This window comes from Pseudomonas sp. GL-B-12 (assembly GCF_019955895.1).
In the GTDB taxonomy this organism is placed as follows: domain Bacteria; phylum Pseudomonadota; class Gammaproteobacteria; order Pseudomonadales; family Pseudomonadaceae; genus Aquipseudomonas.
On record NZ_JAHBCX010000030.1, the window covers coordinates 46,857 to 69,142 of the forward strand.

Here is a 22,286-nt window from a genome sequence, read left to right on the forward strand (position 1 = left end):
AAGAACGACGATTTCATCCAAGGAGTAAACACCACTATGAATCTATCCCGAAAACTGCTCGTCGGCGCCGCGCTGGCCAGTCTGTTGCTAGGCGGTTGCACTTCGAAAGTGACTGAGAAGGAGCAATACTCAGGTTTCCTGTCCAACTACAACAACCTGCAGGAAGTCGAAACGCCGAGCGGCGGTACTGCGATGCGTTGGGTCAGCCCTTCGTGGAACCCGAATGCCTATGACACCGTGGTGTTCAACAAACTGGAGCTCTACCCGGCCCCCAAACCCGATGAGCGTGTCAACCAGCAGACGCTGACCGACATTCAGAACTACATGACCAGCAAGGCCAAGGCCTCCCTGGGTCAGAAGTACCGCGTAGTGTCCAACACCTCGTCCGCTCCGGCGGGTTCCCGCCCTCTGATCATGCGTGCGGCGATTACCGGGGTGAACGCCGAGAACGAAGGCATGAAGTGGTATGAAGTGGTGCCCATCGCGGCCGTAGTCGGGGCAACACAGGCAGCTACCGGTCACCGTGACCAGGACACCACCCTGTTCATCGAAGCCGAGTTCGTTGACGCAAAGAGCAACCAGACCGTGGCCAAAGTGGTGCGCAAGGTGTTTGGCACCGCCCTGGAAAATGAAAGCCAGAAGATTACTGCCAAGGACTTCAAGGCAGCGATCGACAAAATGGGCACCGACTTCCAGGCGTTCCTCAAGTAACACGTTCTTTTGGCGAGGGAGCTTGCTCCCTCGCCACATGGAGTTCCTTCCTGACCTTTCCGGTCACTTCTTCATCCCCACCCGCCGGCGCATGTGGGCGGTGATCGCCTGCCGGGTTCCGGGCATGTCTGCCCACGATTCATCCCCGACTTCGGCCAGACGTTCATGCACGTTGTGCCGGTTCCATTGATTGCCGCCCTTGAGTTCGGCGACCTCTTCGCGATAGATCGGCGTGGTCTCCGACCCGCGCGGCGGGCAGTTCTTCACGGCGCTGGATCAACTGAAGGTGCCCCAGGACCTGCCGCGGATCTTGCAGATAGCCGAAAACTTCGGGGTCACGTTTCTGTTGCCGAAGTCAATTTAGGCAATACCCTTGGCCTGCTGCTCCAGATGTATTTGCAATTGCGGAGCTCCTTGCAGTGCCGACGCCTGACTGCGCTGCCAGGCCTGGTACGACTGGAACGCCATCATGCCGAGGGACGCCAGCACCGTTGGGCTGACCCGCCCGCGCTACCGCGGATGGGTTCGGGGTACTTTTTGCCAGCGCAGCTAAGATTCATAGGTGGTGAACCTTATTCCCGGATACCCGGTCGATACCTGCAACACAACCCGGTTTGCCACCGCCCCCTTACGCGGGGTGATAACTGGCTTGCTTCATTCACTGGAGAACGCCCCCGTGATTTCAACCCTGTACATCGCCAGGCTCAAAGCATGGGGCGCCCATGGCTTTACCGCCACTGGCGTGGTCACCGCCTTCCTCGCCACCCTGGCCCTGCTGGATAACCAGCCGACCCATTGCCTGCTGTGGCTGGGCGTCGCCCTGATCGTCGACGGACTGGACGGTGCGCTGGCACGCAAGGCCAACGTGCAGTCGGTGTTGCCGAGCTTCGATGGCTCGATCCTCGACCTGGTGATCGATTACCTGACGTATGTGTTTATCCCGGCACTGTTCATCTATCGCTACATCCCGTTGCCGGACTACACCTTGCTGCTGAGCGTGTCGCTGATTCTGGTGTCGTCGCTGTTCTGCTTCTGCAACGTCAACATGAAGAGCACAGACAACTACTTCCAGGGGTTCCCCGCCGCCTGGAACGTGGTTGCCCTGTGCCTGTACATCATCGCCCCGTCGCCGTGGATCACCTTCGTCACGGTGATTGGCCTGGCGCTGCTGACTGTGAGCCGGATGAAATTCCTGCACCCGTTTCGCGTGCGCCGGTTCATGCCGATCAACATTGCGGTGACAGCCATCTGGTTGCTGTGCAGCCTGTCGCTGGTGCTCAACCATCCGCTGATCAATCCGTTGGTGATGGGGCTGTGGCTGCTGATGTCGGCGTACTTCCTGGGCATCTGCTTGTGGCGCACGGCGTTGGAGTGGCTCGACGAATCGAGGCTCAAGTAGCCATGGCGGTCCATATCGTTCAACTCGGATCACCCCGTCGACCTGACGAAGGCTTGCGCCTGGGCACGGTACGCCGCCCTCCCCGTGGCGTACCGAAAGCCGAATTCGCCCGTCGGGACTTTTATGATGTGTGGCAGCCGCTGCTGTCGCCCAGTGCGCAGTTGGTGGCCGAGGCCAAGGCTGCGCAAGATACCAAGGCCTGGGAGGTGTTCCGGCGCAAGTTCAAGGCCGAGATGAGCCAGCCCGCTGCCAGTCAGATGCTGGACCTGCTGGCCGCGCTGTCCCATCAGACGTCCCTGGCCGTGGGGTGTTATTGCGAGGATGAAGCGCATTGTCATCGGTCGGTGTTGCGCGAATTGCTGGAGGCGCGGGGGGCGGAGGTCGTTTAGCTGGTCTGAACACTGGCCCTCGTAGGAGCGAGCTTGCTCCGGGCGGCATTCCGACGATTGCGGTGTATCAGTCACAACACTTGCGACTGGACGCCCCCTATCGTGAGCAAGCCCAAACGGAAACGGCACCTTTCGGTGCCGTTTGCGATTATGGTTTCACCAAATCCCATTGGCACTCTTTCAACCTATCTACATCAATACCACTTCCTTTCTGCATATCAATGTTGCCGTCGGCGTCGAGGAAAATATGCATGTTGGGCCACTTCGGTGTGATGCTGATGCAGTGCCAACGCTCGTTCTCAACAGCCCAAGAAAACTCCATGAAAAATTCGGTATCCGGAAATAGATATCCGTGGTCACTGGTGGCACCTCCGGGAGACATCCGTCCCCTGTATATCCGGTCTTGGACGTTCCATGTATACCGCAGTCCCCGCTCAGCATCCTTGGAATAATTGACGGTTGCGGTGGGTAAAACATAAGTATTCCATAGGGCCATCAACTGCAGTACCAGCAGCGGCAGCAGCAGTGGGAACAATGGAATCCATAACCATCCTGTGTACCGAGATCGTGGTTTATTTACAGATGTGGACACTGACTCCATCTCCCCAGTTCTCTGGAGCTACTGCCAACACTTTATTCATGATCATCTGCGCTGTTATCCCGCCATTAGGGTGCTGATTGGCGAGCTTTATACCGATACTTATCGACACTCTATCAGCTACATCATCCCATGATCGTAATTGAGTCCAAGGGCTGGCTGTGGGACGAGGGCCAGGGAGCTCTCTATCCTCTTTGGGGGTTGTTCTTAACTCTTCGGCCTTGCGCAGGGTATCTGATGCAATTTGTTCGGCCCCTGCGCCATCTAGCAGCAAGCTTTCGGAAAGCCCCCCTATGATTCCAACATAACCGTAGTGGATGTTCGACCAAATATCGTAGTAGTAGAGGTACTTCCCTTGCTTGTGCCGGACTCCGGGGAATAGTTCCCGAAGCTTCGGTTTGTGGTCCCACTCCATGTTTTGACCTACTTTCTTTGTCCAGATCGCCATCGCCTCAAGCTTCTTCGTCAACGCGATAGCGTTGAAATTCGGTGGTCCGGCCAGTCTGGCATACCATGGTAGTTCCAGAAATTTCCTGGCGGCTGCGCTACTTTCATAGTTGATCAATTCCTTCATTTACAGCACGGCCGGACGCTGGATTTTTCGATTCATTTTTCCAGCGATATCGGCGTCTAATAATATCTGCGCCTGATAGTCACCCTGTGCCTGATGGCTCGGTTCTCCCGCTGGATGGCGTAGCGGTACCGATAGCAATGAACCCGATATCACAGGCAGCCTGAATCAAGGCACCTGCTTCGCAAGTAAACGGGAGCAAGCTCCCTCGCCACAGATGATTTGTTGTCCTGATAAGTGCGTTCAGGCTGGAGAACTTGGTTGCCTGGGATAACCTCTTCGCGGGCAAGCCCACAGTGGATCTCCTGAGTACTCTGCCTTTGTGAGTGCCTGCGATTAATTGTGGGAGCGAGCCTGCTCGCGAAGGCGATGGAAAAGGCAGAAAAAAAACGGCACCTTTCTATGGGCTCGCGGTATCCGTGATGCATTGTTTCAAGCGATCCGAATCCGTACCGCTGCTTGGGCTTTTGTCGAGAACCCCATCCGCTGCGATGTAGATACTGGTCGTTGGCCAGCTAGGGCTTATCATTACACAATGACTTTTATTTGAGGCCGTCCAGTCAAGCCGCATAAAGAAATCATCATCGGGAAAAAGATGGCCAGCCCCCCCTGTAGATTCGCCGGGAGAAATGTCACCTCTAAAGATATCGTGTTGAGTATTTAGGATAAATTCCATCTTCCCATTTCCTTCTTCCGAGAAATAGATTTTTACCCTTGGGACGGTGACGTACCAGACAAGATAAATAAGCAGCAATAGCGTTAACAGTCTGCGCTTGAGATAAAAGCGATCCTTTTTATTTGCAGTTGTGGACACTTATACCTTTCCCCCAATCAGAAGGATCACCTGCAAGCACTTCATCCATAATTATCTTGGCGCTGACCCCACCGGTTGAATAAGCTTTGAAGAGGCTCACGCCAATAGTTATAGACTTTCTGTCTGGAATGTCATCCCACGCCCTTAATCCCTTTATGTCCTCTGAGCGATGAGGCCCTGGCTTATTTTCCCAATCTTGAAACTTACGTACCGTGTCGGAAATGATCTGCTCAGCACCTGCACCATCCAATAACACCTGCTCCGAAAAACCTGCAGCCATTCCTACATATCCATAATGAATATTCGACCAAATATCGTAAAAATAATCATATTTCCCCTGTTTATGGCGAACATCGCCCCCGAACTCAACCTTTATCTTCGGTTTATGATCCCAGGACCGATTCTGCCCGACCCGCTCTGTCCACAGCGCAAACGCCTCGGCTTGCTTGACAAGGGCGATGCTGTGGAAATTGGGTTGGTGGCCGAGTCGCAGGTAAAACGGGATCTCCATGTATTTATTATTTTCAGCCACCGGGTCATAGCTGTTCAGCTCCTTCATTTTCGGAACCGAAGGGTGGGTGATGTTCCGGTTCATCTCATTGGCTATGTAGCTGGCCAGTTCTTCCATTCGGTCCGGGTGATTGCAAGAAGCAGGATTGCCAAGAGAGGCCGTGACCTTCGCTGCAGGTTTCAGACCTGTCATCTGGGGATTCGTTGTAAACCTGCTATCCGTTTGGGTCGCCGGAGGAGCGGCGGCCCTGATAGCACTCCGCTTAGGGCTTGTCTCATTTTGATAGCTGGCCGTAAACACCGAGGGAATCAGTTGGGCTTTGCAGGGACAATTACTGTGACTATCCAGCGTGCCAGCCATAGCTTTGCCATGGCTGATCTTGTGTGAAATACCACCGACAATCTGATAAGTCTTGCCATCTTTGCCGCAAGTGACCCGATCACCTTCGCGCGCATGAGCGATACCGTACATCATGATTCGGGTGTCACCATCCAGCACTTTGCCGCCGCAGGTGGTCTTGTCATGCAGGCCGATGAAATATCCTTTCTCCATTAGTTCTCTACTCCCTCTATGGAGGGCAGAAAATCCTCTCCCATGGGCACGCCTTCACGCGCCACGTACATGCAAATGCCTTGGGATGTATTGATGATCTCGTCGCCATTGCACAGACGACTACCGACCAGCGCCAGATGGCTATTCTCTTCGCCTGCTGTCGTTACGATCTGCGCAGTTCTGCCATCGGCATACACGACGAAATCGCCTTTCTGCGCTCCACGTACTTTTTGACCGCTGTCCAATATGAACTCCAGCGGCGACGTCGCTTGCTGGATCACCCCGCCGTCACGGGTCTGACTGCCCTCGGATGCGACTCGGTAAATAGCGCGAGGTGGATGTGTTTCAACGTAAGCACGCTGCTGATCAATGATCGCCCGGGCCTCCTCGGCAAATTGCGCAAGTTGCTCCTCGATGAAAGGCGAGTTGTCCAGACTGCGGAGAAATTCAGGAGAAACTTCGTTGGTATACAAGGGGTGCAGAGGTGCATTCATTTACAACTTCCTTATCGTCATCGATTTGAGTTGCCTTCTCTCTCGTCTCGGCAGAAGCGCTTAGCAAAGAAAATATTGGGCGACGACGAATAAGACGGTGGGACGCGTGCTGAAAGCAATCCAATGGCATAGCCAAATGAACGAATAGGAATTTTCGCAATAACCAACAACCCATTTCCTACAGCGATAGTTCCATAAGTTAATTTTTCGCGCAGTGGAGGCCCACTCAAAGAAATTTAAACGCGCCTGTTTAATCGCTTGGGAAATTACTTCCTGAAAGCTACACCACCTTGCGCCGTTGCCTACCGGTGCGACAGAATCCGCCGGCTTGTGCGTCGTGGGCTTGGGTTCTATCGTTTGCCGGTCATTGAAAAATCAGTGATCGGGCTTGGTAGGCCCGTAGCATCGACGCATAGCGTCACCTTTACTGCCCAGTGTCTGGGCGGTGTTTTTATGGTGACCATGCGCAGGGCTCCTTCGGGGGCGCCGGTTCCGATGCCCGGTCTACCAACCTTCGTATGGTCGCCACCCTTCGTTTGGTAGCGAGGCGGTGATGGCTCCTTTTAAATAGCGTCGGAGTTCCATCTATGTTCAAGGTCACACCCAATCCGCCGGAGACCGATCCGCCATCCCCGTACGAAAACGCCGCTTCAAAAAAATCTCACGTAGACGCCGAGCAGACCCTCGACTATCACCTGAAGCCAGACGTCCCCATCATGGACATTCCGCGCTCAGTCGGCACGATGTTCTTCGTCAACCCAGAGCTCGATGCAGAAACCCTGCTGGCCCATGCATGCGAATCACTGGCTTCGGCCAATGTCATGGCCATGGATCTGGCGGATCATATGGAAGGCCCCAGGCGCAACTCCCTGCTCGGCATTGCACAAGTCATCATGCTGGGCGAGCTGGCGGTGAATCGCGCGCTGGACCAACTTGACCCACCTGAGTAACCGCCGCTGCCTTTGACCGAGTCGCTTGACCTGATTTTCTGATCTCCGTTTACAGGAACAGGCACGAACAAAAACGGCACCTTCGGGCGCCGTTTTTTCGTGTAGGAGCGAGCTTGCTCGCGAAAGCGGTGTATCAGTCACAGTAGCTGCGACTGGAAGACCATCGTCGGATCGCCGCCCGGAGCAAGCTCGCTCCTACAGGGGGTTATGCGTGGTCGATCACCGCCGCGTGATCACCACTTCCAGGTATTCACTCGGCACCACCAGCGACTTGTCGCCCGCCCGGTTCATCCGGTTGATCAGCTCGCTCAGGTCGGTCTCCAGTGCCTTGGCGCCGTCCGCAGGCAGCGCGGCGAAGGCCTTGTGCACCGGCCCGTACCATTCGCGGAAGGTGTCGATGAAATGCGCCGCCGAGCGATAGCGGAAATTGAACGTGCGGCGCGTCACCTGGAGCAGGAATTCACGTTCGTCGAAATGCTCGTGCAACCAGGCTTCGGTGCCCCAGCGTGAGGGTGGACTCGCACCTGGAGGGGGTGGCAGGTGCTGGCCCAGGGTCTTGAACATCTGGCCGACGAAACCTTCCGGCGTCCAGTTGGCCAGGCCGATCCGCCCGCCCGGGCGACAAACCCGCGCCAGTTCCGCGGCGGCCTTGGGCTGGTCCGGCGTGAACATCACGCCGAAGGTCGACAGCACGGCATCAAAGCTGCCGTCGGCAAAGGGCAAGGCTTCGGCATCGGCGACCTGGAAGGAGACGTTCAGGCGTTCTGCCCGGGCCCGTTCTTCACCGCGTTCGAGCAAGGCGGCGACATAGTCGGTGGACGTCACCTGGCAGCCACGGCGGGCAGCGGCGAGGGTTGCGTTGCCGTTGCCGGCGGCAACGTCGAGCACGCGTTCATCGCACAACAGGTCGCAGGCTTCGGCCAGTTGCTCGCCGACAATCTGCAGGGTGGTACCGATCACGGCGTAGTCGCCGCTGGCCCAGGAGGCCATCTGGCGGTTTTTCAGGGCAGTCAGATCAATGGGTGTACTCATGGAGACGGTCTCTGGTTTGAAACACTAGTCGGGTCCGGTCGCGGTTACTCCGCCGTCGTCGGATCGATGATGTTCATGACCTGGGAAATGCGGTTGGCGGGAAAACCACTGATCCTGGCGTGCTCCTGGATCTGCTCCTCGTTCGGCGAGATGTACACGCAGTAGAGCTTGTCACCGGTGACATAGCTCTGCACCCACTGCACCTCTGGCAACTCACGCAACGCCTGGCAGGACTTTAGCGAAGCGGCTTTCAAATCCCTTTCCGACAGAGCTCCGGCGCCCTGGATCTCGCGTTCAATGACGAACTTAGGCATGGCAACCTCTCTTTATTGTTCTGGATGGCAGGGCGGCACTCACCCTGTGATCAAACTATCGTCCTGACGGGCGCCGGCGTCCTGTCCGATCGTCGCCCAACCCTGCCCGATCGTCCGGAGATTCCACGTAGCGCGTAGGCGCGTTCACAATCAGGAACCCTCCCACGGGGAAACCCCAATGGACGCTCTGTCACAGACCCTGCGCGTCGTGCACCTGGTCGGCGCGATCTTTATCAACGCCCGGTTCACCGCGCCCTGGTGCTACCAGTCGCCCAGCGCCGATACGGCGGCGCCGTTTCTGGAGCCCGATGCAGAACGGGTGGTGATCTTTCACCTGATCACCGAGGGCGAATGCTACGTCGAACTGGGCGATGACCCGCCGCTGCAGCTGAGTGCGGGCGACGTGGTGATCTTCCCCCAGGGTGATGCCCATCGCATGTGCTCACGTCCCGGATTGCCCCCGGCCACGGGTGCGCGACTGGATGCGGTACTGGCGCGCCGCCCCCGGCAATTGAGCTATGGCGGAGGTGGCGCGGTCACCCGGTTGGTGTGCGGTTACCTGGCGTGCGACACGCGCCTGGCGGGCATGTTGCTCAAGGGCTTGCCGGCCGTAGTACGGGTCAATGTGCGCGGTTCGAATGCCGGTATCTGGCTGGAATCATCTGTGCGCTATGCCCTCGCCGAAGCCCGCTCGCCCCGCCCTGGCGGCGAAGGGGTATTGGCCAAACTCGCCGAAGTGCTGTTCATCGAAGTGTTGCGCCTGTACATGAACGAACAGGGCGAAGGCCGCACCGGCTGGCTGGCCGGTGTGCGCGACCGCATCGTCGGCGCCGCCCTCAACGCCTTGCACAAAAAACCCTGCCACGCCTGGACACTGGACGAACTGGCGCGCACCGCCAGCACCTCAAGATCGGTATTGGCCGAACGCTTCCAGCAACTGGTAGGGGTGTCGCCGATGCAGTACCTGACGCAATGGCGGATGTTGCTCGCCGCCAACCTGTTACGCAGCAGCAACAGCTCATTGACGCGCATCGCCGAAGAAGTGGGATACCAGACCGATACCGCCTTCAGCCGTGCCTTCCGTCGCGAGTACGGTGCACCACCGGCGGCGTGGCGGCGCGGTCAGGAGAAAAAAAACATGGCCCACGAGGCAAGACCTGTGAGCCATTGATCGAGCGGATTACGCCGCTGGCGCGCTGGCCTTGGCCTCCTCCAGCAACTGCTGGATCATCTTCTCCTGCGTGTCGTAGCTGCCTTCACCGAAGTGGGTGTAACGCACCTGCCCCTTGGCATCGATCAGGTAGTGCGCGGGCCAGTACTGGTTGTCGAAGTTGCGCCAGATCGCGTAGTTGTTGTCGATCGCCACCGGGTAGGTGATGCCGTATTCCTTCACCTTGGCCCTGACGTTGTCGATGATGCGTTCAAACCCGTATTCGGGTGTATGCACGCCGATCACCACCAGTCCGTCCTTTTCGTATTTCTTTGCCCAGTCCTTCACGTACGGCAGGGTGTGCTTGCAGTTGATGCAGTCGAAGGTCCAGAAGTCCACCAGCACCACTTTGCCTTTCAGGGCCTCGTTGCTCAGTGCCGGTGAGTTGAGCCAATCCACCGCCCCGGACAGCGACGGCATGGCGCCCTGGGCATCGCCCATGATGCTGTCGGCCTTGACCTTGCTGACCAGGTAATCGACGACTTTCGGCACGGTTTCCAGCACGCCTTTCTCCACGCTGCTGACACCTTCCGAGGAAGTGTTGGCCAGCAACAGGTCATTGGCCCCCGTTGCAATCACTGCCGCACCGGCGAGCACCGCAACCCCGGCGCCACGGCGCAACCAGCCGGTGACCGGAATCGACGGTTTCAAGCGATTGACCAGGCGGCGCCCGGCAAAGATCAAGGTGCCCAGGGACAGCGCACTGCCCGCGCCATAAGCCACCAGCAACAGACTGGTGCCGGCGTTCGCCCCTTGCAGCATGGCGCTGGTGAGAATCACCCCGAGGATCGGCCCGGCGCAGGGTGCCCAGAGCAGCCCGGTGGCGACACCGATCATGATCGACGCCAGCGGCCCGGACATCTTGCGCGAGTTCGGGTCGATGCGATTGCCCAGCAGCACGAAAGGACGCGCCAGCCAGTCACCGACCCGGGCGGAAATCAGCGACAGGGCGAACAGCGCCATCACCACCAGTGCTACGTGGCGGCCGGTGTTGCTGGCCTGGATCACCCACTCACTGCTGACCACCGCCAGGCTGGAGACCAGGGCAAAGGTCAGGACCATGCCGCCAAGGGTCAGCAGGATCGAGGAGCGTGTGCGGTCGGCCCCGGCAAACAGGAATGGCACGACCGGCAGGATGCACGGGCTGAGGACGGTCAATATGCCGCCCAGGAAAGCGATGAGTAACATGGGATCACCTAATGCAAATTAGAGGGCGACACATTGGCCAATGTGGGAGCGGGCTTGCTCGCGAATGCGTCGGGTCAGATGACACATCATTGACTGAACAATCGCTTTCGTCGGAACGCCGCCCGGAGCAAGCCCGCTCCCACAGTGGATTTGGGGTGTTCTCAAGCCGTCTGCTCTTCCAGCAACTGCCCCTGAGGCGTGCGGCTGGCACCGTCTTGCGCCAGGAAGCCATTGGTGCCCTTCTCTGCCACCGGTGTGAGCTGGAAGCAGGTGTTGCTGCCACAGGCGCTTTGTTCGACAGCGGCGTTGGCATGGGCCGCCGCACCGGCGACGGAAAAGGCGATGGCGGTCAAGTAGCGGGAAATGTTGTTCATGATGTCCTTCCTGTTTCAAATGGATTAAGCGGTGTTTGATTGCGACACTCAGTTTTCCGAGTTGCAGTTGTCAGCCAACTTGCTGTAACCCAGCACCTGGGTCCTGGACTGGGAGTCGAGGTACGTCAGCCGCGCATTCACCACGCCTCAGGAAGGCGTAGCGTCCTCGGATAGCGACACCACTTTCCTGATATCCAGTTGGGTGCCGTAGGTGTAGGTTTTGGGAGCGACATCGGCTTCGGCACGGGCCGACAAGGTGCAGATGTTCAGGGCGGCAAACAGGCAGGCGGCCTAGATGGCCTTGGTGTTCATGGCGGATTCCTCAAGGTTCGACAGGTCGTTGGTTCGTTGATCCGAGGCGGTCTGGTTTGCCTCGATGGAACCTATTAAAAGCCTGCGAGGTATCTCGTCTGTGTCGGGAATCGGCGTGAATCAATCGCTGCGTATCAGAACGGCACCTGGATACACAGCAATACAAAACCGCTGGAAATCGGCTTTTTTGCCTTCGTGTGTATCCGCAGGCAAGCCAGATACACTGCAATACAAAGGGCGGCAGGCGAGCCCGCCGAGGCTCGATAGACTGTGTGGCATTCCCCATTTACCAGAGGTTTGGCCCAATGGATCACGTTGATCACATCCTCATCGTTGACGATGACCGCGAAATCCGCGAACTGGTTGGCAACTACCTGAAGAAGAACGGTCTGCGCACCACGGTCGTGGCGGATGGGCGGCAGATGCGCGCTTTTCTGGAAACCACTCCGGTGGACCTGATCGTGCTGGACATCATGATGCCGGGGGACGATGGCCTGGTGCTCTGCCGCGAACTGCGCGCCGGCAAGCACAAGGCCACGCCAGTGCTGATGCTCACCGCACGCAACGATGAAACCGATCGCATCCTCGGCCTGGAAATGGGCGCCGACGACTACCTGGTCAAACCATTCGCTGCCCGTGAACTGCTGGCGCGGATCAATGCGGTGCTGCGACGCACGCGCATGCTGCCGCCGAACCTGGTGGTGACCGAAGCCAGCCGGCTGTTGGCTTTCGGTCGCTGGCGCCTGGACACTTCGGCCCGTCACCTGCTCGATGAAGACGGCACCATGGTGGCCCTGAGCGGTGCCGAATATCGATTGCTGCGGGTGTTTCTCGACCATCCGCAGCGGGTGCTCAACCGCGATCAATTGCTCAACCTGACCCAAGGCCGCGACGCCGACCTGTTCGACCGCTCCATCGATCTGCTGGTCAGTCGCCTGCGCCAGCGCTTGCTCGACGACGCCCGCGAACCGGCCTACATCAAGACCGTGCGCAGCGAAGGCTATGTGTTTTCCCTGCCGGTGGAAATCCTGGGCGATCAATCATGACCCTGGCGCTGCACTGGCCGCGGACCCTGGCTTCGCGGCTATCACTGATTTTCCTGATCGGCCTGATCCTCGCTCAGGCGCTGTCCTTCGGCGCGCAGTACTACGAACGCTACGAATCCTCGAAAACCACCATGCTCGGCAACCTGGAAACCGACGTTTCCACGTCCGTTGCCATCCTCGACCGCTTGCCCGCCGACGAGCGAGCCGGTTGGCTCAAACAACTGGAACGGCGCAATTACAGTTACATGCTCAATGAGGGTTCGCCGGGCACGCCCATACGCACCGACATGCCCGATGCGCCCATTGCCATTGCCTCGATCAAAGACGCCATCGGCCACGATTACCCGATGACCTTCACCGACATCCCCGGGCCGAAAAAACATTTTCAAGTGCACTTGAACCTGGCGGATGGCAGCCCGCTGACCATCGACGTCCGCCCGACGATGGTACCGTTGTCGCCCTGGCTGCCGATCGTGTTGCTCGGGCAACTGGCGCTGATGCTGGCCTGTTCCTGGCTGGCGGTGAGAATCGCCATCCGCCCCCTCACCCGCCTCGCCGGTGCCGTCGAAACCCTGGACCCCAACGCGCACCCAGTACTCCTGGACGAAAAAGGCCCGACCGAAGTCGCCCACGCCGCCAGGGCCTTCAACTCGATGCAGGCACGCATCGCGGCGTACCTGAAGGAACGCATGCAACTGCTCGCGGCAATCTCCCACGACCTGCAAACTCCCATCACCCGCATGAAACTGCGCGCCGAGTTCATGGACGACTCCAGCGAGAAAGACAAACTGTGGAACGACCTGGGCGAGATGGAACACCTGGTACGTGAAGGCGTGGCCTACGCTCGCAGCATCCACGGCGCCACCGAAGAAAGCCGCCGCACCGACCTCGACTCGTTCCTCGACAGCCTGGTGTTCGACTATCAGGACGTGGGCAAGGACGTTCAGCTCACAGGCAAGAGTGCAGCCGTCATCGACACCCGACCCCACGCCTTGCGCCGGGTGCTGGTCAACCTGACGGACAACGCATTGAAATTTGCCGGTGCTGCCGAGTTGCGGGTGGAAAAACAGGCCGATGGCAACCTGTCGATCAAGATCCTCGACCGTGGCCCGGGGATCGCCGAGGAAGAACTCAAGCAAGTGATGGAACCGTTCTACCGCGTCGAAAACTCCCGCAACCGCAGCACCGGCGGCACCGGGCTGGGGCTGGCGATCGCCCAGCAACTGGCGGTCGCGATTGGAGGGTCGTTGAGCCTGAGTAATCGTGAGGGTGGCGGGTTGTGTGCGGAGTTGCGACTGCCGGTGTAGAAATTTTCGGTTCGGGGGCGAGGAATGCCAGGCCAGCTGTAAAGAATGGTCGGCTGTCAGACCGCTATCGCGAGCAAGCTCGCACATTGGGTCTCCGGTTTTACTCGGGACTTGTGGCCACTGAAGATCCCTGTGGGAGCGACGGTGCGGCGATCCGACTTGCTCGCGATGGCTTTGTGTCAGGCGATGAATATTTTGTGGGTGTACATATCCGTTGCTGCGGTAACGGCCACTTAGGGTTCCGCCCTTACGGCGGGTCACTTGGAAAAACGGAATGCCGCCCAACCCCAAGTAACCAAGGGCTCTTGCCCCTGACATTCGGTGCCTCGCCTAGGCTCGGCATGCCCTCGCTCCGGTCCTGCTCCGTGGGCCCGCCGCCATCGGCCATCCATGGCCGGCGGCGGCTAACCCGGCATCCATGCCGGGTTGCCCACTGCGCAGAACCTCCTCTCGGCCTCACGAGGGGGCAAGAAGATCAAAAGCTAAAGCCAAAGCAAAAGCAAAAGCGAGGCGGCCTACCGGCCGGCCTGATCGCGGGGTTCGTTCGCCTGTGAGAATTGAGTCTGCTGACAGGCCGTCATCGCGAGCAAGTCGAATCGCCGCACCGCCGCTCCCACAGAAGAGCAAAAGCAGAGCAACCCACACCACCGCGTCGCTTCTCACCACTCATCAGGCCGAGCGTTAGCTCGCCTGCAGCTCTTGATCTTGATCCACCCGCCCCCTCGGCAGGCTGAGTGGAGGTGTTCATCCGGGGGTGGGCGCGCAGCGCCGTTCGGCGCAGCCGAACACATCGAGAGGAGGTCGAGCGAAGCCGACCGGAGGCGATGCCCCCGGATGAATGCCGGAGCGAAGGAACCCCGAGCCTTAGCGAGGGGCCGTACGTTCGGGGCGAGCGTTTTTTGGTTACTTTTTTAGGCGCTTGTAAAAAAAGTGACTCGCCGTAAGGGCGAAACCATAGGCCGCCGTTACCAAAAAACCGGATATGTACACCGTCAACAAAAGACAGGTTGGCTGTCAGGCCGCCTTCGCGAGCCTGCTCGCGATGGCGTCACTCCGAGCTACACATCACTCAGCTCTTCACCACCACCCACGTAAAACACAACGGCAACTGCGCCACCTGCTGTTGATAGCGGTCATAGAGCTCTTCGCGGTTGGAATGCGGGTACTCCTTGAAGTGACGGATCTGCAACCCTGCCGCAATGGCGGCACTGAAGAGGTCGCCCAGGGTGTGGACGAACCAGTAGGACGCCGCCGACGGCGTTTCGATCTTGCCTTCGTAGACGATCGGTTCGTGCTGCACGAACGGTTCGCGACGGAAGTATGAACTGGCCAGACGAAAAGGATCGGCTGCCTCGGGGTCGAACATTTCCAGGAACGGGTGGGTTTCATACACCACCAGCGCCCCACCCGGCTTCAACGTACGCGCCACATGGCGGAAGAATTCGCCGATGTCCGGCATCCAGTTCAAGACGCCGATGGTGATCAGCGCCAGGTCAAAGCGCTCCTGCAGCCCGGCCGGCAAGTGGTGAATATCCGCTTCGATGAATTGCGGCGCATGGGGCGAGCGGGACGCCAGTTCCCGTGCCTGCCCGAGAAATGCTTCAGACTGGTCGATACCCACCACGCTGCGCGCCCCCAGGGCAAACAGCGACAGACTTTCGCGGCCATTGTTGCAGCCCAGTTGCACCACCTCCTTGCCGTCGACACCTGTCTGGGTCAGCAAAGCGGTCAGGGTGTCGTCCAGGCAGGAAAAATCCGTGTGCGCCACGCCCTTCAACAAGGCTTGCCATTCGCAGGAGTCTTTGTGATGACGGGCGGAATCATTCCAGGCCTCGCGGTTACTGGCGATGGCTTGATCTTTTGTCGGCAGTTCCATTGCACGCTCCAGGGCTTGGGTCGTCGATTTGACCGGCCGGAGTCTAGATCAACCTCATCCTGGCAGGTGTTGCGAACTTGTAATCCACACAGCACCGACGGCTGCCCACGGCGGCAGCTATAGTTAATAACCTTGGGAGAAATGTGGTTAAACCGATTTAGCAGGTGTTGCCATGAAAAAAACCAATCTGACGCTGTTGCTCGCCTTCTACCTGAGCACGACCGCTGTCGCCCACGCCGACGACATGCCAAACACCACTGACTACAGCAGTGAATTCAACTATTACGGCGCCGACCAACCCTTCGCGCACCCCGCACCACTGTCCATGAGCATCGTGCCACCAGGTTCGTACATCCCGACCGCACCCGGGGAATTCATTCCGGTTTCAAGTGAGCACGTGTTCTCCGACTCGCGCCTGCCGACGGTGGCCGACGCCACGGTTCGGGTGTTTATCCGCTCCTACGATCCGGAGCGTGGCGTGTATGTGAACCAGGAAGTCGAGAACCCCAGTTGCATGATGTCCTGTCTGAGGCAGGGCCCGGTGTTGCAGTGAGCACTAGGGGGCGTTCTCAATTGGTTTCCCCACCGCGTTGTCGCCTTAAAGCTGGCCAGGCAAGGCGTAGGCCGCTGGGAATGGTTGTTCCCTTTCCAAGGCCTGCAACGCAGCATGGCCAGCTTTAAGGCACAACCCGAAGGGGCCGGGCCTGCTGTTGTGCAGGGCTGTGTTGCTCGAAGCTGATTTGGAATGACCAAACTGCGCTTCTCGCGCCTTGCCCTGCACAACAGCAGACCCGGCGCGGTAGGGAAACTAATTGAGAACGCCCCCTACCACTGGCGCTTGTCCGGACGGGCGAGGCCGAGTTTTTCGATCCGGTAGCGCAACATGTCACGGCTCAGACCCAGCAGGCGTGCCGATTTGGTGACGTTCCAGTCCGTCTTGTCGAGCATCTTGCGCACCATGTCGCGCTCCACTTCCGGCAGGTTCATGGACTCGCTGCCGTTGTAGGACGGACGCGGTTCGCTGGAATGTGGCGGCTCGTGATGAAACATCGGTGGCTCATCCACCAGGCTCAGGCAGACGTTCAACTGATGGGCGGCGATGGTGTCGCTTTGCGCCAGTAACACGGTTTGCTCCAGCATGTTGCGCAGTTCGCGCACGTTGCCCGGCCAGCTGTAGCTGAGCAGCAAATCTTCGGCCTGGTCGCTGAAATGCAGGTTCGGCTTGCCGTAGCGTTTGCCATGCATCTCCAGGAAGTGCCGGGCCAGCAGCAGGATATCGGCACCCCGGGCATACAGGCGCGGCACCTTGATCGAAATGATGCGCAGGCGGAAAAACAGGTCGCGACGGAATTTGCCTTGCTGGACCATTTGTTCGAGATTGCAGTTGGTGGCACTGATCACCCGCAGATCGACCTTGCGCTCCTTTACCGAACCGACCCGGCGAATGGTCCGGTCTTCCAGCAGTTTCAGCAGCTTGGCTTGCAACAGCAGGTCCATTTCACCGATTTCATCGAGGAACAGCGTGCCGCCATCGGCCGCTTCCACCAGCCCCAGGCGGCGTTCTTTGGCGTCGGTGAAGGCGCCCTTCTCGTGGCCGAACAGTTCCGACTCCACCAGATTGGAGGGGATCGAAGCACAGTTGAATTCAATGAACGGGCCTTTGGCGCGCGGGCCGTCGAAATGCAAGGCCCGGGCTACCAGTTCCTTGCCGGTGCCCGTCTCGCCTTCCACCAGGACCGGCGGCAGATCACTGTTGGCCATGCGCCGTTCGGCGTCGAGCAACTGGCTGATGGTGCCCTTGAGGTACGCCATCGGTGCCGACTCGCCAATCAGTGCCTGCACCCCCGACTTCTGAGCCTCGCGTTCCTGGTAAAACGACAGCGTGCGCTCCATGCGGTCGGTGGCCAGGGCCTTGTCCAGCAGCAGCTTGAGCTCTGGCAGGGCCACGGGTTTGGTGACGTAGTGAAAGGCGCCCTCTTTCATCGCCACCACGGCGTCTTCGACGTTGCCGTAGCCGGTCATCATGATCACTTTCAGATCCGGCGCGCTGATGCGCAGCTTCTGGATCAGGTCGTGACCACTCATGCCCGGCAACGAGTTGTCGGTCAGTACCACGTCAGGCGCGAAAGAACCCAATTGCTCCAGTGCATCTTCGGCCGAGTGGCAAACGGTCACCTCGAAGCCCTTGCGCTCCAGGTAAGTCTGAATATTCTCGGCGAGAATTTCGTCATCCTCGACCAGCAGAATGCTGTGCTCCATATGCCCCTCCCGTTGCCACTTTGAAATTGAGACAAACGCGGGTTCCTTCCTGCTCCCGGCTGGTCAGTTCGACCGAGCCGTCAAACCGTTCCATTATTCTTTTGACCAGGGCCAGGCCCACGCCTAACCCACCTTGCTTAGTGGTGAAAAACGGCTTGAAGACCATTTGTTGCTGTTGTTTGGACATGCCCTTGCCGGTGTCGGTCAGGGTCATGCTCACGTCGCCGGGTACCGAGGAATCGATCTCGATCGTCAGCACGCCACCCTTGGGCATGGCTTCCAGCGCATTAGCAAACAGGCTATTGAGTATTTGCGTGAGCAGCACCTGTTGGCTGACGATCGGTGGCACGCTGACAGGCGAGAAACGCACTTCGACGTCCGAACGTTTGATCAGGGACTCGAAGGCACTCAAGGTGTCTTCGAGGGCCAGCACCAGGTCGACCGTTTCACAGTCGTCATTCATCGGCCGCAACGACACCAGCAATTCACGGACCCAGCGCGACATGCGGTCGACCTGATTGATGATGTCGCCAATGTTTTTCTGCGCGGTCTGGCTGGCGATGTCCTGGGCCAGTTCGGCGCTGGAGCGGATATTGGCCAGCGGGTTGCGCAAGCTGTGGGCGACCGCCGAAGACATCTCGCCAAGGGCGACAAAGGTCTCGTTGGCGATCAATTGTTTCTGCTGGCTCTGCAACAGCGTCGCCGCGCGTCGCACGATCCAGAACAGCCCCAGGTAAATGGCCGCCCCGCCGATCAGCGTGGCCAGCCAGATCGCCTTGAAGCCACGCTGGATGCGTTCCACCAGGTCCAGCGGCTCTTTATAGATTTCCACCATGGCAATCACTTTGCTTCTGTCGGCGTTGAACATCGGAATGTAGTTCTCGACGAACAAATACTCCGGTTCGCGCAGCAAGCGCTGCTCGGGACGCGCCTCATCGACTTCGTGGTAGCTGGTGGACACTGGCGATTTCATTTCGAAGGATTCGTCCAGCTCATCGTCGCCTTCGATGCGCACGCCAATCAGCTCGGGGTTGGTCGACCAGACCACGGTGCGGTCCAGGGCGTACACCGTCGCCAGCAAGATGTCCGGCAGATGCTCCACATGGTCGAGAAACTCCACGCGCGCGGCGGCCCGGAATCCCGGGTTGACGTCGGGGTAGGCATGGTCCATGCGCGGGTCGAGCATTTCGCCAATGGTTTTGCCCGGCGAAATCCCGGCATGCCGGATTTCAGCCTCGCCAATGGACTGGATGAACTGCGCAGTCAGCATCGAATCGCGCTCGATGCTTTCGTCGACCACAAAGCGCGTGGAGATGTAACCCAGCCCCAGCGCCACCACCGCGATGATCAGAAAGCTCGCCAGGGAAAACCAGCGCAGTAAATTGAACTGCGGCCGCCAACCCTTGCGTTGTGCTGCCGGAGCCTGCGGCGCAGCTACTTTTTGTTGTTCGAGTATCTGCATGGCGGTGTCCTGGGTGCTTGAAATCGAGCCTGTTCAGCCGCGTTCTGGATCAGTGTAGGTGGCATTGATAGCCATTGACTGGCCCGCGTAATTTTTTTGACACTATTGCACCTTGGGCATGTCGGGTTGCGCGACCGAATGATGATGTTCAGGCTCCTCGTTACCACTGGCCAATGGCACCACCGGCGGATGCTGACGGTTGGTTTCTTCCTGCAGGAAATCGATGATGGACTGGACGGAATGCTCATCCAGCCGCAGGTTGGGCATCGGGATCCTGTTGTAGCGATCGAACAGCTCCATCGCAATCGGGTCCTTTTCCGCGAGCATGCGATCCGGCTCGCGGATCCAGCGGTTGAGCCAGGCCGGATCGCGCTGATGGGTCACGCCGATCAGGTCCGGGCCGATGCTGTGCAGGCCGATGCCCTGCCCGTCCAGCGGACCGAGGCTGTGGCAAGACGCGCAACGGGTGCGGAACAGCTCTTCACCATTGCTCGGCGGACGGATTTGCGGTGCATCGGCATAGCTTTCTTCCACACTGGGCTGTTTCCAGTTCTGCAAGGTATTGGCCAGTTGGTCGGCCAGAATCCACGGGTTTTCGAACGGCGAGGATTTCATCCAGCGGCCCGTTGCCTGGTTGCCGACGATCAGGCTCAGGTTGTGGTCCTTGCTGCGCCCGTTATCGATGCCTTCGATGAACAGCCCCAGTTTTTTGCGCAGGTCGGTGACGTCGGCGAATTCCCCGGTGAGGAATTTCCACCCGGGCCCGACCTGGAAGCGTTGCGCATAGGCCTTGAGCACCTCGGGGGTATCACTCAAGGGGTCGATGCTGATGGAATAGAAGAAGACGTCCTTGCCGACCCGATCCCCCAGCAGTTTCTGCACCTGGCGCAGGCGCGCGGTTTCCAGGGGGCAGGAGTCGCTGCACGAGGTGAAGATGAAGTTGATCACCACCACCTTGCCTTTGATCATGTCATCGAAAAAACGCAGTTGCTGACCGTCCTGGTCGGTCAGCAGGGTGTTGGGGAAATAGTTGCCACCCCACGGAGTGTCGTCTTCAACGACAGCGGGTTCGGCAGTGGATGCAGAAGCAGGTGCGGGCGTCGACGTCGGCTGGCTGGCGACCAGCAGCTGGCTGGCCAGCAAACCGGTCACCAACATCAGTACCAGGTGCATGCCCAAGGCTCGTGAACGTGGTGAATGCATCTGTTTTTTTTCCATCACCAGCCGCCTCGATGTCGTGAAGGGGGTCATGATGGTTTTGCAAGGACCTCGCCAATCATGTGTTTTTTTTATAAAAAAGTACTAACACTCAACAAAACAATGATTTATCAAAATCAATGGGCGATGACCGTGGAAATGACCGGGGATTGAACCCCCGATATTGGGGATAGTTCATCCCCGTTTTCAGGGGACCAGATTAAACAACAGGCGGACAGTGGTGCCCTCGCCTTCACGGCTATCCAGGGTCACCGCACCGCCAAAACGCTCCATGATCCGCTTGACCAGCACCAGCCCGACTCCCAGCCCGCCCTGCTTGGTGGTGAAGAACGGCCGGAAGGCCATGGTGCGCTGTTCTTCGCTCATGCCTTTGCCGGTATCGCTGACCCTCACGCTGACGCGCTGGGCATCGCGCGGCTCGATCTGGATGGTCAGCGTACCGCCGTCGTCCATGGCTTCCACCGCATTGGACAGCAGGCTGTTGAGGATCTGGGTCAATTGCACGTGCTGGCTCAGGACCATGGGTGTCTGGTCCGGCTCGAACACCACGTTGATCCTGCCCTTGCTGATCTGATGCTCGTAAGCCATCAGGCTGTCATGCAGGGCCGCCACCAGGTTCACAGGTTCCGCCTCGTCATTGAGCGGTCGCAGGGACTGGAGCAACTCCCGGACCCACTTCGACATGCGATCGACCTGACCAATGATGTCGTTGATGTTCCCGTGTGCCGGACCGCTGTCGAACTCCATCGCCAGCTCGGCGCTTGAACGGATGTTCGCCAACGGATTGCGCAGACTGTGGGCGACCGCCGAGGACACCTCCCCCAGAGCCACAAAGGTTTCGTTGGTGATCAATTGCTTCTGCTGCGTCGCCAGCAGGATCGCCGCCCGCCGCACGATCCAGTACAGGCCCAGGTAAATCAGACCGCCGCCCAGGGCGGTCGCCAGCCAGATCAGCACAAGGCCGCGCTCCATGCGGTTGATCAAGTCCTGCGGCTCCTTGTAAATCTCGACCATCGCCGTGACGGTGCTGCCATCGGCGTCGAACAGGGGAATGTAGTTTTCGATGAAGGTGTATTTGGGTGGCTCCAGGAACTTCTGCTCCATGCGGGATTTGTCCACATCGTGGTAACTGGTCGACACGGAAATTTTCGAGTTGAATGCCCGGTCGAGGTCTTCATCGCCATGGATCGTGGTGCCCATCAAGGCCGGGTTGGTCGACCAGATCACCATGCGGTCGGGGGCATAGATGTTGGCCAGGATCACGTCCGGCAGATTTTCGATATGGTCGAGGAAATCATCACGGGCATTGGCGCGTGACAGCGGGTCGACGTCAGGAAAGTCCTTGTCGTTTCGTGGGTCGAGCAACTCACCCATGGTCCTGACGTTGGGAATCGACACATGGCGCACCTCGGTCGAGGCAATCGCCTGTATGAATTGTGAGGTCAATAGCGCATCGCGCTGCACGCTTTCGGTAATCACGAACCGCGAGGACACCGCCCCCAGCGCCACCGCCACCGTGCCGATCACCACCATGCTGACCAGCGAAAACCAGCGCAGCAGATCGAACGGCTCCTTGCGCGTGTTCAAGCGAACTTCGCTTTCGGTCGCAAGTACTTTGGCGATGGTGTTCATGGACACGGTTCCCGGAAACCCCCTATAGGTTTATAGCCCACGCATGGCCGTTTGCCCGGTGTACTAC

The 22,286-nt window shown here is 58.8% G+C and carries 22 protein-coding genes and 4 pseudogenes; 9 read left to right on the forward strand and 17 right to left on the reverse strand.

Annotated elements, in window-relative coordinates:
• Positions 1–36 precede the first annotated feature (36 nt).
• Positions 37–711 carry a DUF3313 domain-containing protein gene (locus tag KGA85_RS17155; RefSeq protein WP_223457802.1) on the forward strand — a complete coding sequence of 225 codons (675 nt, stop codon included), beginning with the start codon at positions 37–39 and terminating at the stop codon, positions 709–711.
• Positions 712–774: 63 nt separating this feature from the next.
• On the opposite strand, the gene KGA85_RS17160 is transcribed toward KGA85_RS17155, so the two are convergent.
• Entirely contained in the window at positions 775–978 is a 204-nt protein-coding gene (locus KGA85_RS17160; RefSeq protein ID WP_223457876.1) for a hypothetical protein, read from the reverse strand.
• Between KGA85_RS17160 and KGA85_RS31440 the strand changes: the two are divergent.
• Positions 938–1,075: pseudogene (locus KGA85_RS31440) on the forward strand (cupin domain-containing protein); the annotation flags it as partial. The gene KGA85_RS17160 and the pseudogene KGA85_RS31440 sit on opposite strands and share 41 nt — an antisense overlap.
• 38 nt (positions 1,076–1,113) lie before the next feature.
• Here the strand turns inward: KGA85_RS31440 and KGA85_RS17165 are convergent.
• Positions 1,114–1,200: pseudogene (locus KGA85_RS17165) on the reverse strand (DUF533 domain-containing protein); the annotation flags it as partial.
• A gap of 187 nt (positions 1,201–1,387) precedes the next feature.
• Between KGA85_RS17165 and pcsA the strand changes: the two are divergent.
• Positions 1,388–2,110, forward strand: coding sequence for a phosphatidylcholine synthase (pcsA, locus tag KGA85_RS17170; protein ID WP_223457800.1), 723 nt, complete (start codon positions 1,388–1,390; stop codon positions 2,108–2,110).
• Positions 2,111–2,112: 2 nt separating this feature from the next.
• Entirely contained in the window at positions 2,113–2,499 is a 387-nt protein-coding gene (locus tag KGA85_RS17175; protein ID WP_223457798.1) for a DUF488 domain-containing protein, read from the forward strand.
• Between the two features lie 148 nt (positions 2,500–2,647).
• Here the strand turns inward: KGA85_RS17175 and KGA85_RS17180 are convergent, their stop codons facing one another.
• From KGA85_RS17180 to KGA85_RS17200, 5 genes are all read right to left on the reverse strand, one after another.
• Positions 2,648–3,034, reverse strand: a complete 387-nt coding sequence (locus KGA85_RS17180; RefSeq protein WP_223457796.1) for a hypothetical protein — start codon at positions 3,032–3,034, stop codon at positions 2,648–2,650.
• A 37-nt stretch (positions 3,035–3,071) separates the two neighbouring features.
• Entirely contained in the window at positions 3,072–3,671 is a 600-nt protein-coding gene (locus KGA85_RS17185) for a polymorphic toxin type 44 domain-containing protein (RefSeq protein WP_223457794.1), read from the reverse strand.
• A gap of 397 nt (positions 3,672–4,068) precedes the next feature.
• Positions 4,069–4,482: a hypothetical protein gene (locus tag KGA85_RS17190; RefSeq protein WP_223457792.1), complete on the reverse strand. Its 414-nt coding sequence runs from the start codon at positions 4,480–4,482 to the stop codon at positions 4,069–4,071.
• On the reverse strand, positions 4,463–5,545 hold the full coding sequence (locus tag KGA85_RS17195; protein ID WP_223457791.1) for a polymorphic toxin type 44 domain-containing protein: 1,083 nt from the start codon (positions 5,543–5,545) through the stop codon (positions 4,463–4,465). Before KGA85_RS17195 ends, KGA85_RS17190 begins: the two co-directional genes overlap by 20 nt.
• Positions 5,545–6,039 (reverse strand): hypothetical protein, encoded by a 495-nt coding sequence (locus KGA85_RS17200; RefSeq protein ID WP_223543261.1) that lies wholly within the window; start codon positions 6,037–6,039, stop codon positions 5,545–5,547. Before KGA85_RS17200 ends, KGA85_RS17195 begins: the two co-directional genes overlap by 1 nt.
• A 587-nt stretch (positions 6,040–6,626) precedes the next feature.
• Here KGA85_RS17200 and KGA85_RS17205 point away from each other — a divergent pair.
• A complete protein-coding gene (locus tag KGA85_RS17205) occupies positions 6,627–6,989 on the forward strand; it encodes a DUF6124 family protein (protein WP_223457789.1) in 363 nt (120 codons plus the stop codon).
• Positions 6,990–7,208: 219 nt separating this feature from the next.
• Here the strand turns inward: KGA85_RS17205 and KGA85_RS17210 are convergent, their stop codons facing one another.
• Positions 7,209–8,021: a class I SAM-dependent methyltransferase gene (locus KGA85_RS17210; protein ID WP_223457787.1), complete on the reverse strand. Its 813-nt coding sequence runs from the start codon at positions 8,019–8,021 to the stop codon at positions 7,209–7,211.
• Between the two features lie 44 nt (positions 8,022–8,065).
• Positions 8,066–8,335, reverse strand: a complete 270-nt coding sequence (locus KGA85_RS17215; RefSeq protein ID WP_223457785.1) for a DUF4242 domain-containing protein — start codon at positions 8,333–8,335, stop codon at positions 8,066–8,068.
• 178 nt (positions 8,336–8,513) lie between these two features.
• Between KGA85_RS17215 and KGA85_RS17220 the strand changes: the two genes are divergently transcribed.
• Complete coding sequence (locus tag KGA85_RS17220) at positions 8,514–9,506, forward strand: AraC family transcriptional regulator (protein WP_223543262.1); 993 nt, start codon at positions 8,514–8,516, stop codon at positions 9,504–9,506.
• Between the two features lie 9 nt (positions 9,507–9,515).
• On the opposite strand, the gene KGA85_RS17225 is transcribed toward KGA85_RS17220, so the two are convergent.
• From KGA85_RS17225 to KGA85_RS17235, 3 genes and pseudogenes are all read right to left on the reverse strand, one after another.
• On the reverse strand, positions 9,516–10,733 hold the full coding sequence (locus KGA85_RS17225; RefSeq protein WP_223457780.1) for a cytochrome c biogenesis protein DipZ: 1,218 nt from the start codon (positions 10,731–10,733) through the stop codon (positions 9,516–9,518).
• A gap of 164 nt (positions 10,734–10,897) precedes the next feature.
• A pseudogene (locus KGA85_RS17230) lies at positions 10,898–11,107 on the reverse strand (hypothetical protein); the annotation flags it as partial.
• Positions 11,108–11,155: 48 nt separating this feature from the next.
• A pseudogene (locus KGA85_RS17235) lies at positions 11,156–11,389 on the reverse strand (DUF2790 domain-containing protein).
• A gap of 335 nt (positions 11,390–11,724) precedes the next feature.
• Between KGA85_RS17235 and KGA85_RS17240 the strand changes: the two are divergent.
• Together KGA85_RS17240 and KGA85_RS17245 are read left to right on the forward strand one after the other, a co-directional pair.
• On the forward strand, positions 11,725–12,465 hold the full coding sequence (locus KGA85_RS17240; RefSeq protein WP_095946382.1) for a response regulator: 741 nt from the start codon (positions 11,725–11,727) through the stop codon (positions 12,463–12,465).
• Positions 12,462–13,772 (forward strand): ATP-binding protein, encoded by a 1,311-nt coding sequence (locus KGA85_RS17245; protein WP_223543263.1) that lies wholly within the window; start codon positions 12,462–12,464, stop codon positions 13,770–13,772. Before KGA85_RS17240 ends, KGA85_RS17245 begins: the two co-directional genes overlap by 4 nt.
• 1,069 nt (positions 13,773–14,841) lie before the next feature.
• Here KGA85_RS17245 and KGA85_RS17250 read toward each other — a convergent pair.
• Positions 14,842–15,648 carry a class I SAM-dependent methyltransferase gene (locus KGA85_RS17250; protein WP_223543264.1) on the reverse strand — a complete coding sequence of 269 codons (807 nt, stop codon included), beginning with the start codon at positions 15,646–15,648 and terminating at the stop codon, positions 14,842–14,844.
• Positions 15,649–15,820: 172 nt separating this feature from the next.
• Between KGA85_RS17250 and KGA85_RS17255 the strand changes: the two genes are divergently transcribed.
• Positions 15,821–16,201 (forward strand): hypothetical protein, encoded by a 381-nt coding sequence (locus KGA85_RS17255; RefSeq protein ID WP_223457765.1) that lies wholly within the window; start codon positions 15,821–15,823, stop codon positions 16,199–16,201.
• 272 nt (positions 16,202–16,473) lie between these two features.
• On the opposite strand, the gene KGA85_RS17260 is transcribed toward KGA85_RS17255, so the two are convergent.
• The 4 genes from KGA85_RS17260 to KGA85_RS17275 form a co-directional block, all read right to left on the reverse strand.
• A complete protein-coding gene (locus KGA85_RS17260) occupies positions 16,474–17,907 on the reverse strand; it encodes a sigma-54-dependent transcriptional regulator (RefSeq protein ID WP_223457763.1) in 1,434 nt (477 codons plus the stop codon).
• Entirely contained in the window at positions 17,876–19,369 is a 1,494-nt protein-coding gene (locus KGA85_RS17265) for a sensor histidine kinase (RefSeq protein WP_223457761.1), read from the reverse strand. The genes KGA85_RS17260 and KGA85_RS17265 overlap by 32 nt, the downstream gene beginning before the upstream one ends.
• Positions 19,370–19,471: 102 nt before the next feature.
• Positions 19,472–20,572, reverse strand: coding sequence for an SCO family protein (locus KGA85_RS17270; RefSeq protein WP_411741641.1), 1,101 nt, complete (start codon positions 20,570–20,572; stop codon positions 19,472–19,474).
• Positions 20,573–20,773: 201 nt separating this feature from the next.
• Complete coding sequence (locus KGA85_RS17275) at positions 20,774–22,219, reverse strand: sensor histidine kinase (RefSeq protein ID WP_223457758.1); 1,446 nt, start codon at positions 22,217–22,219, stop codon at positions 20,774–20,776.
• Positions 22,220–22,286 lie beyond the last annotated feature (67 nt).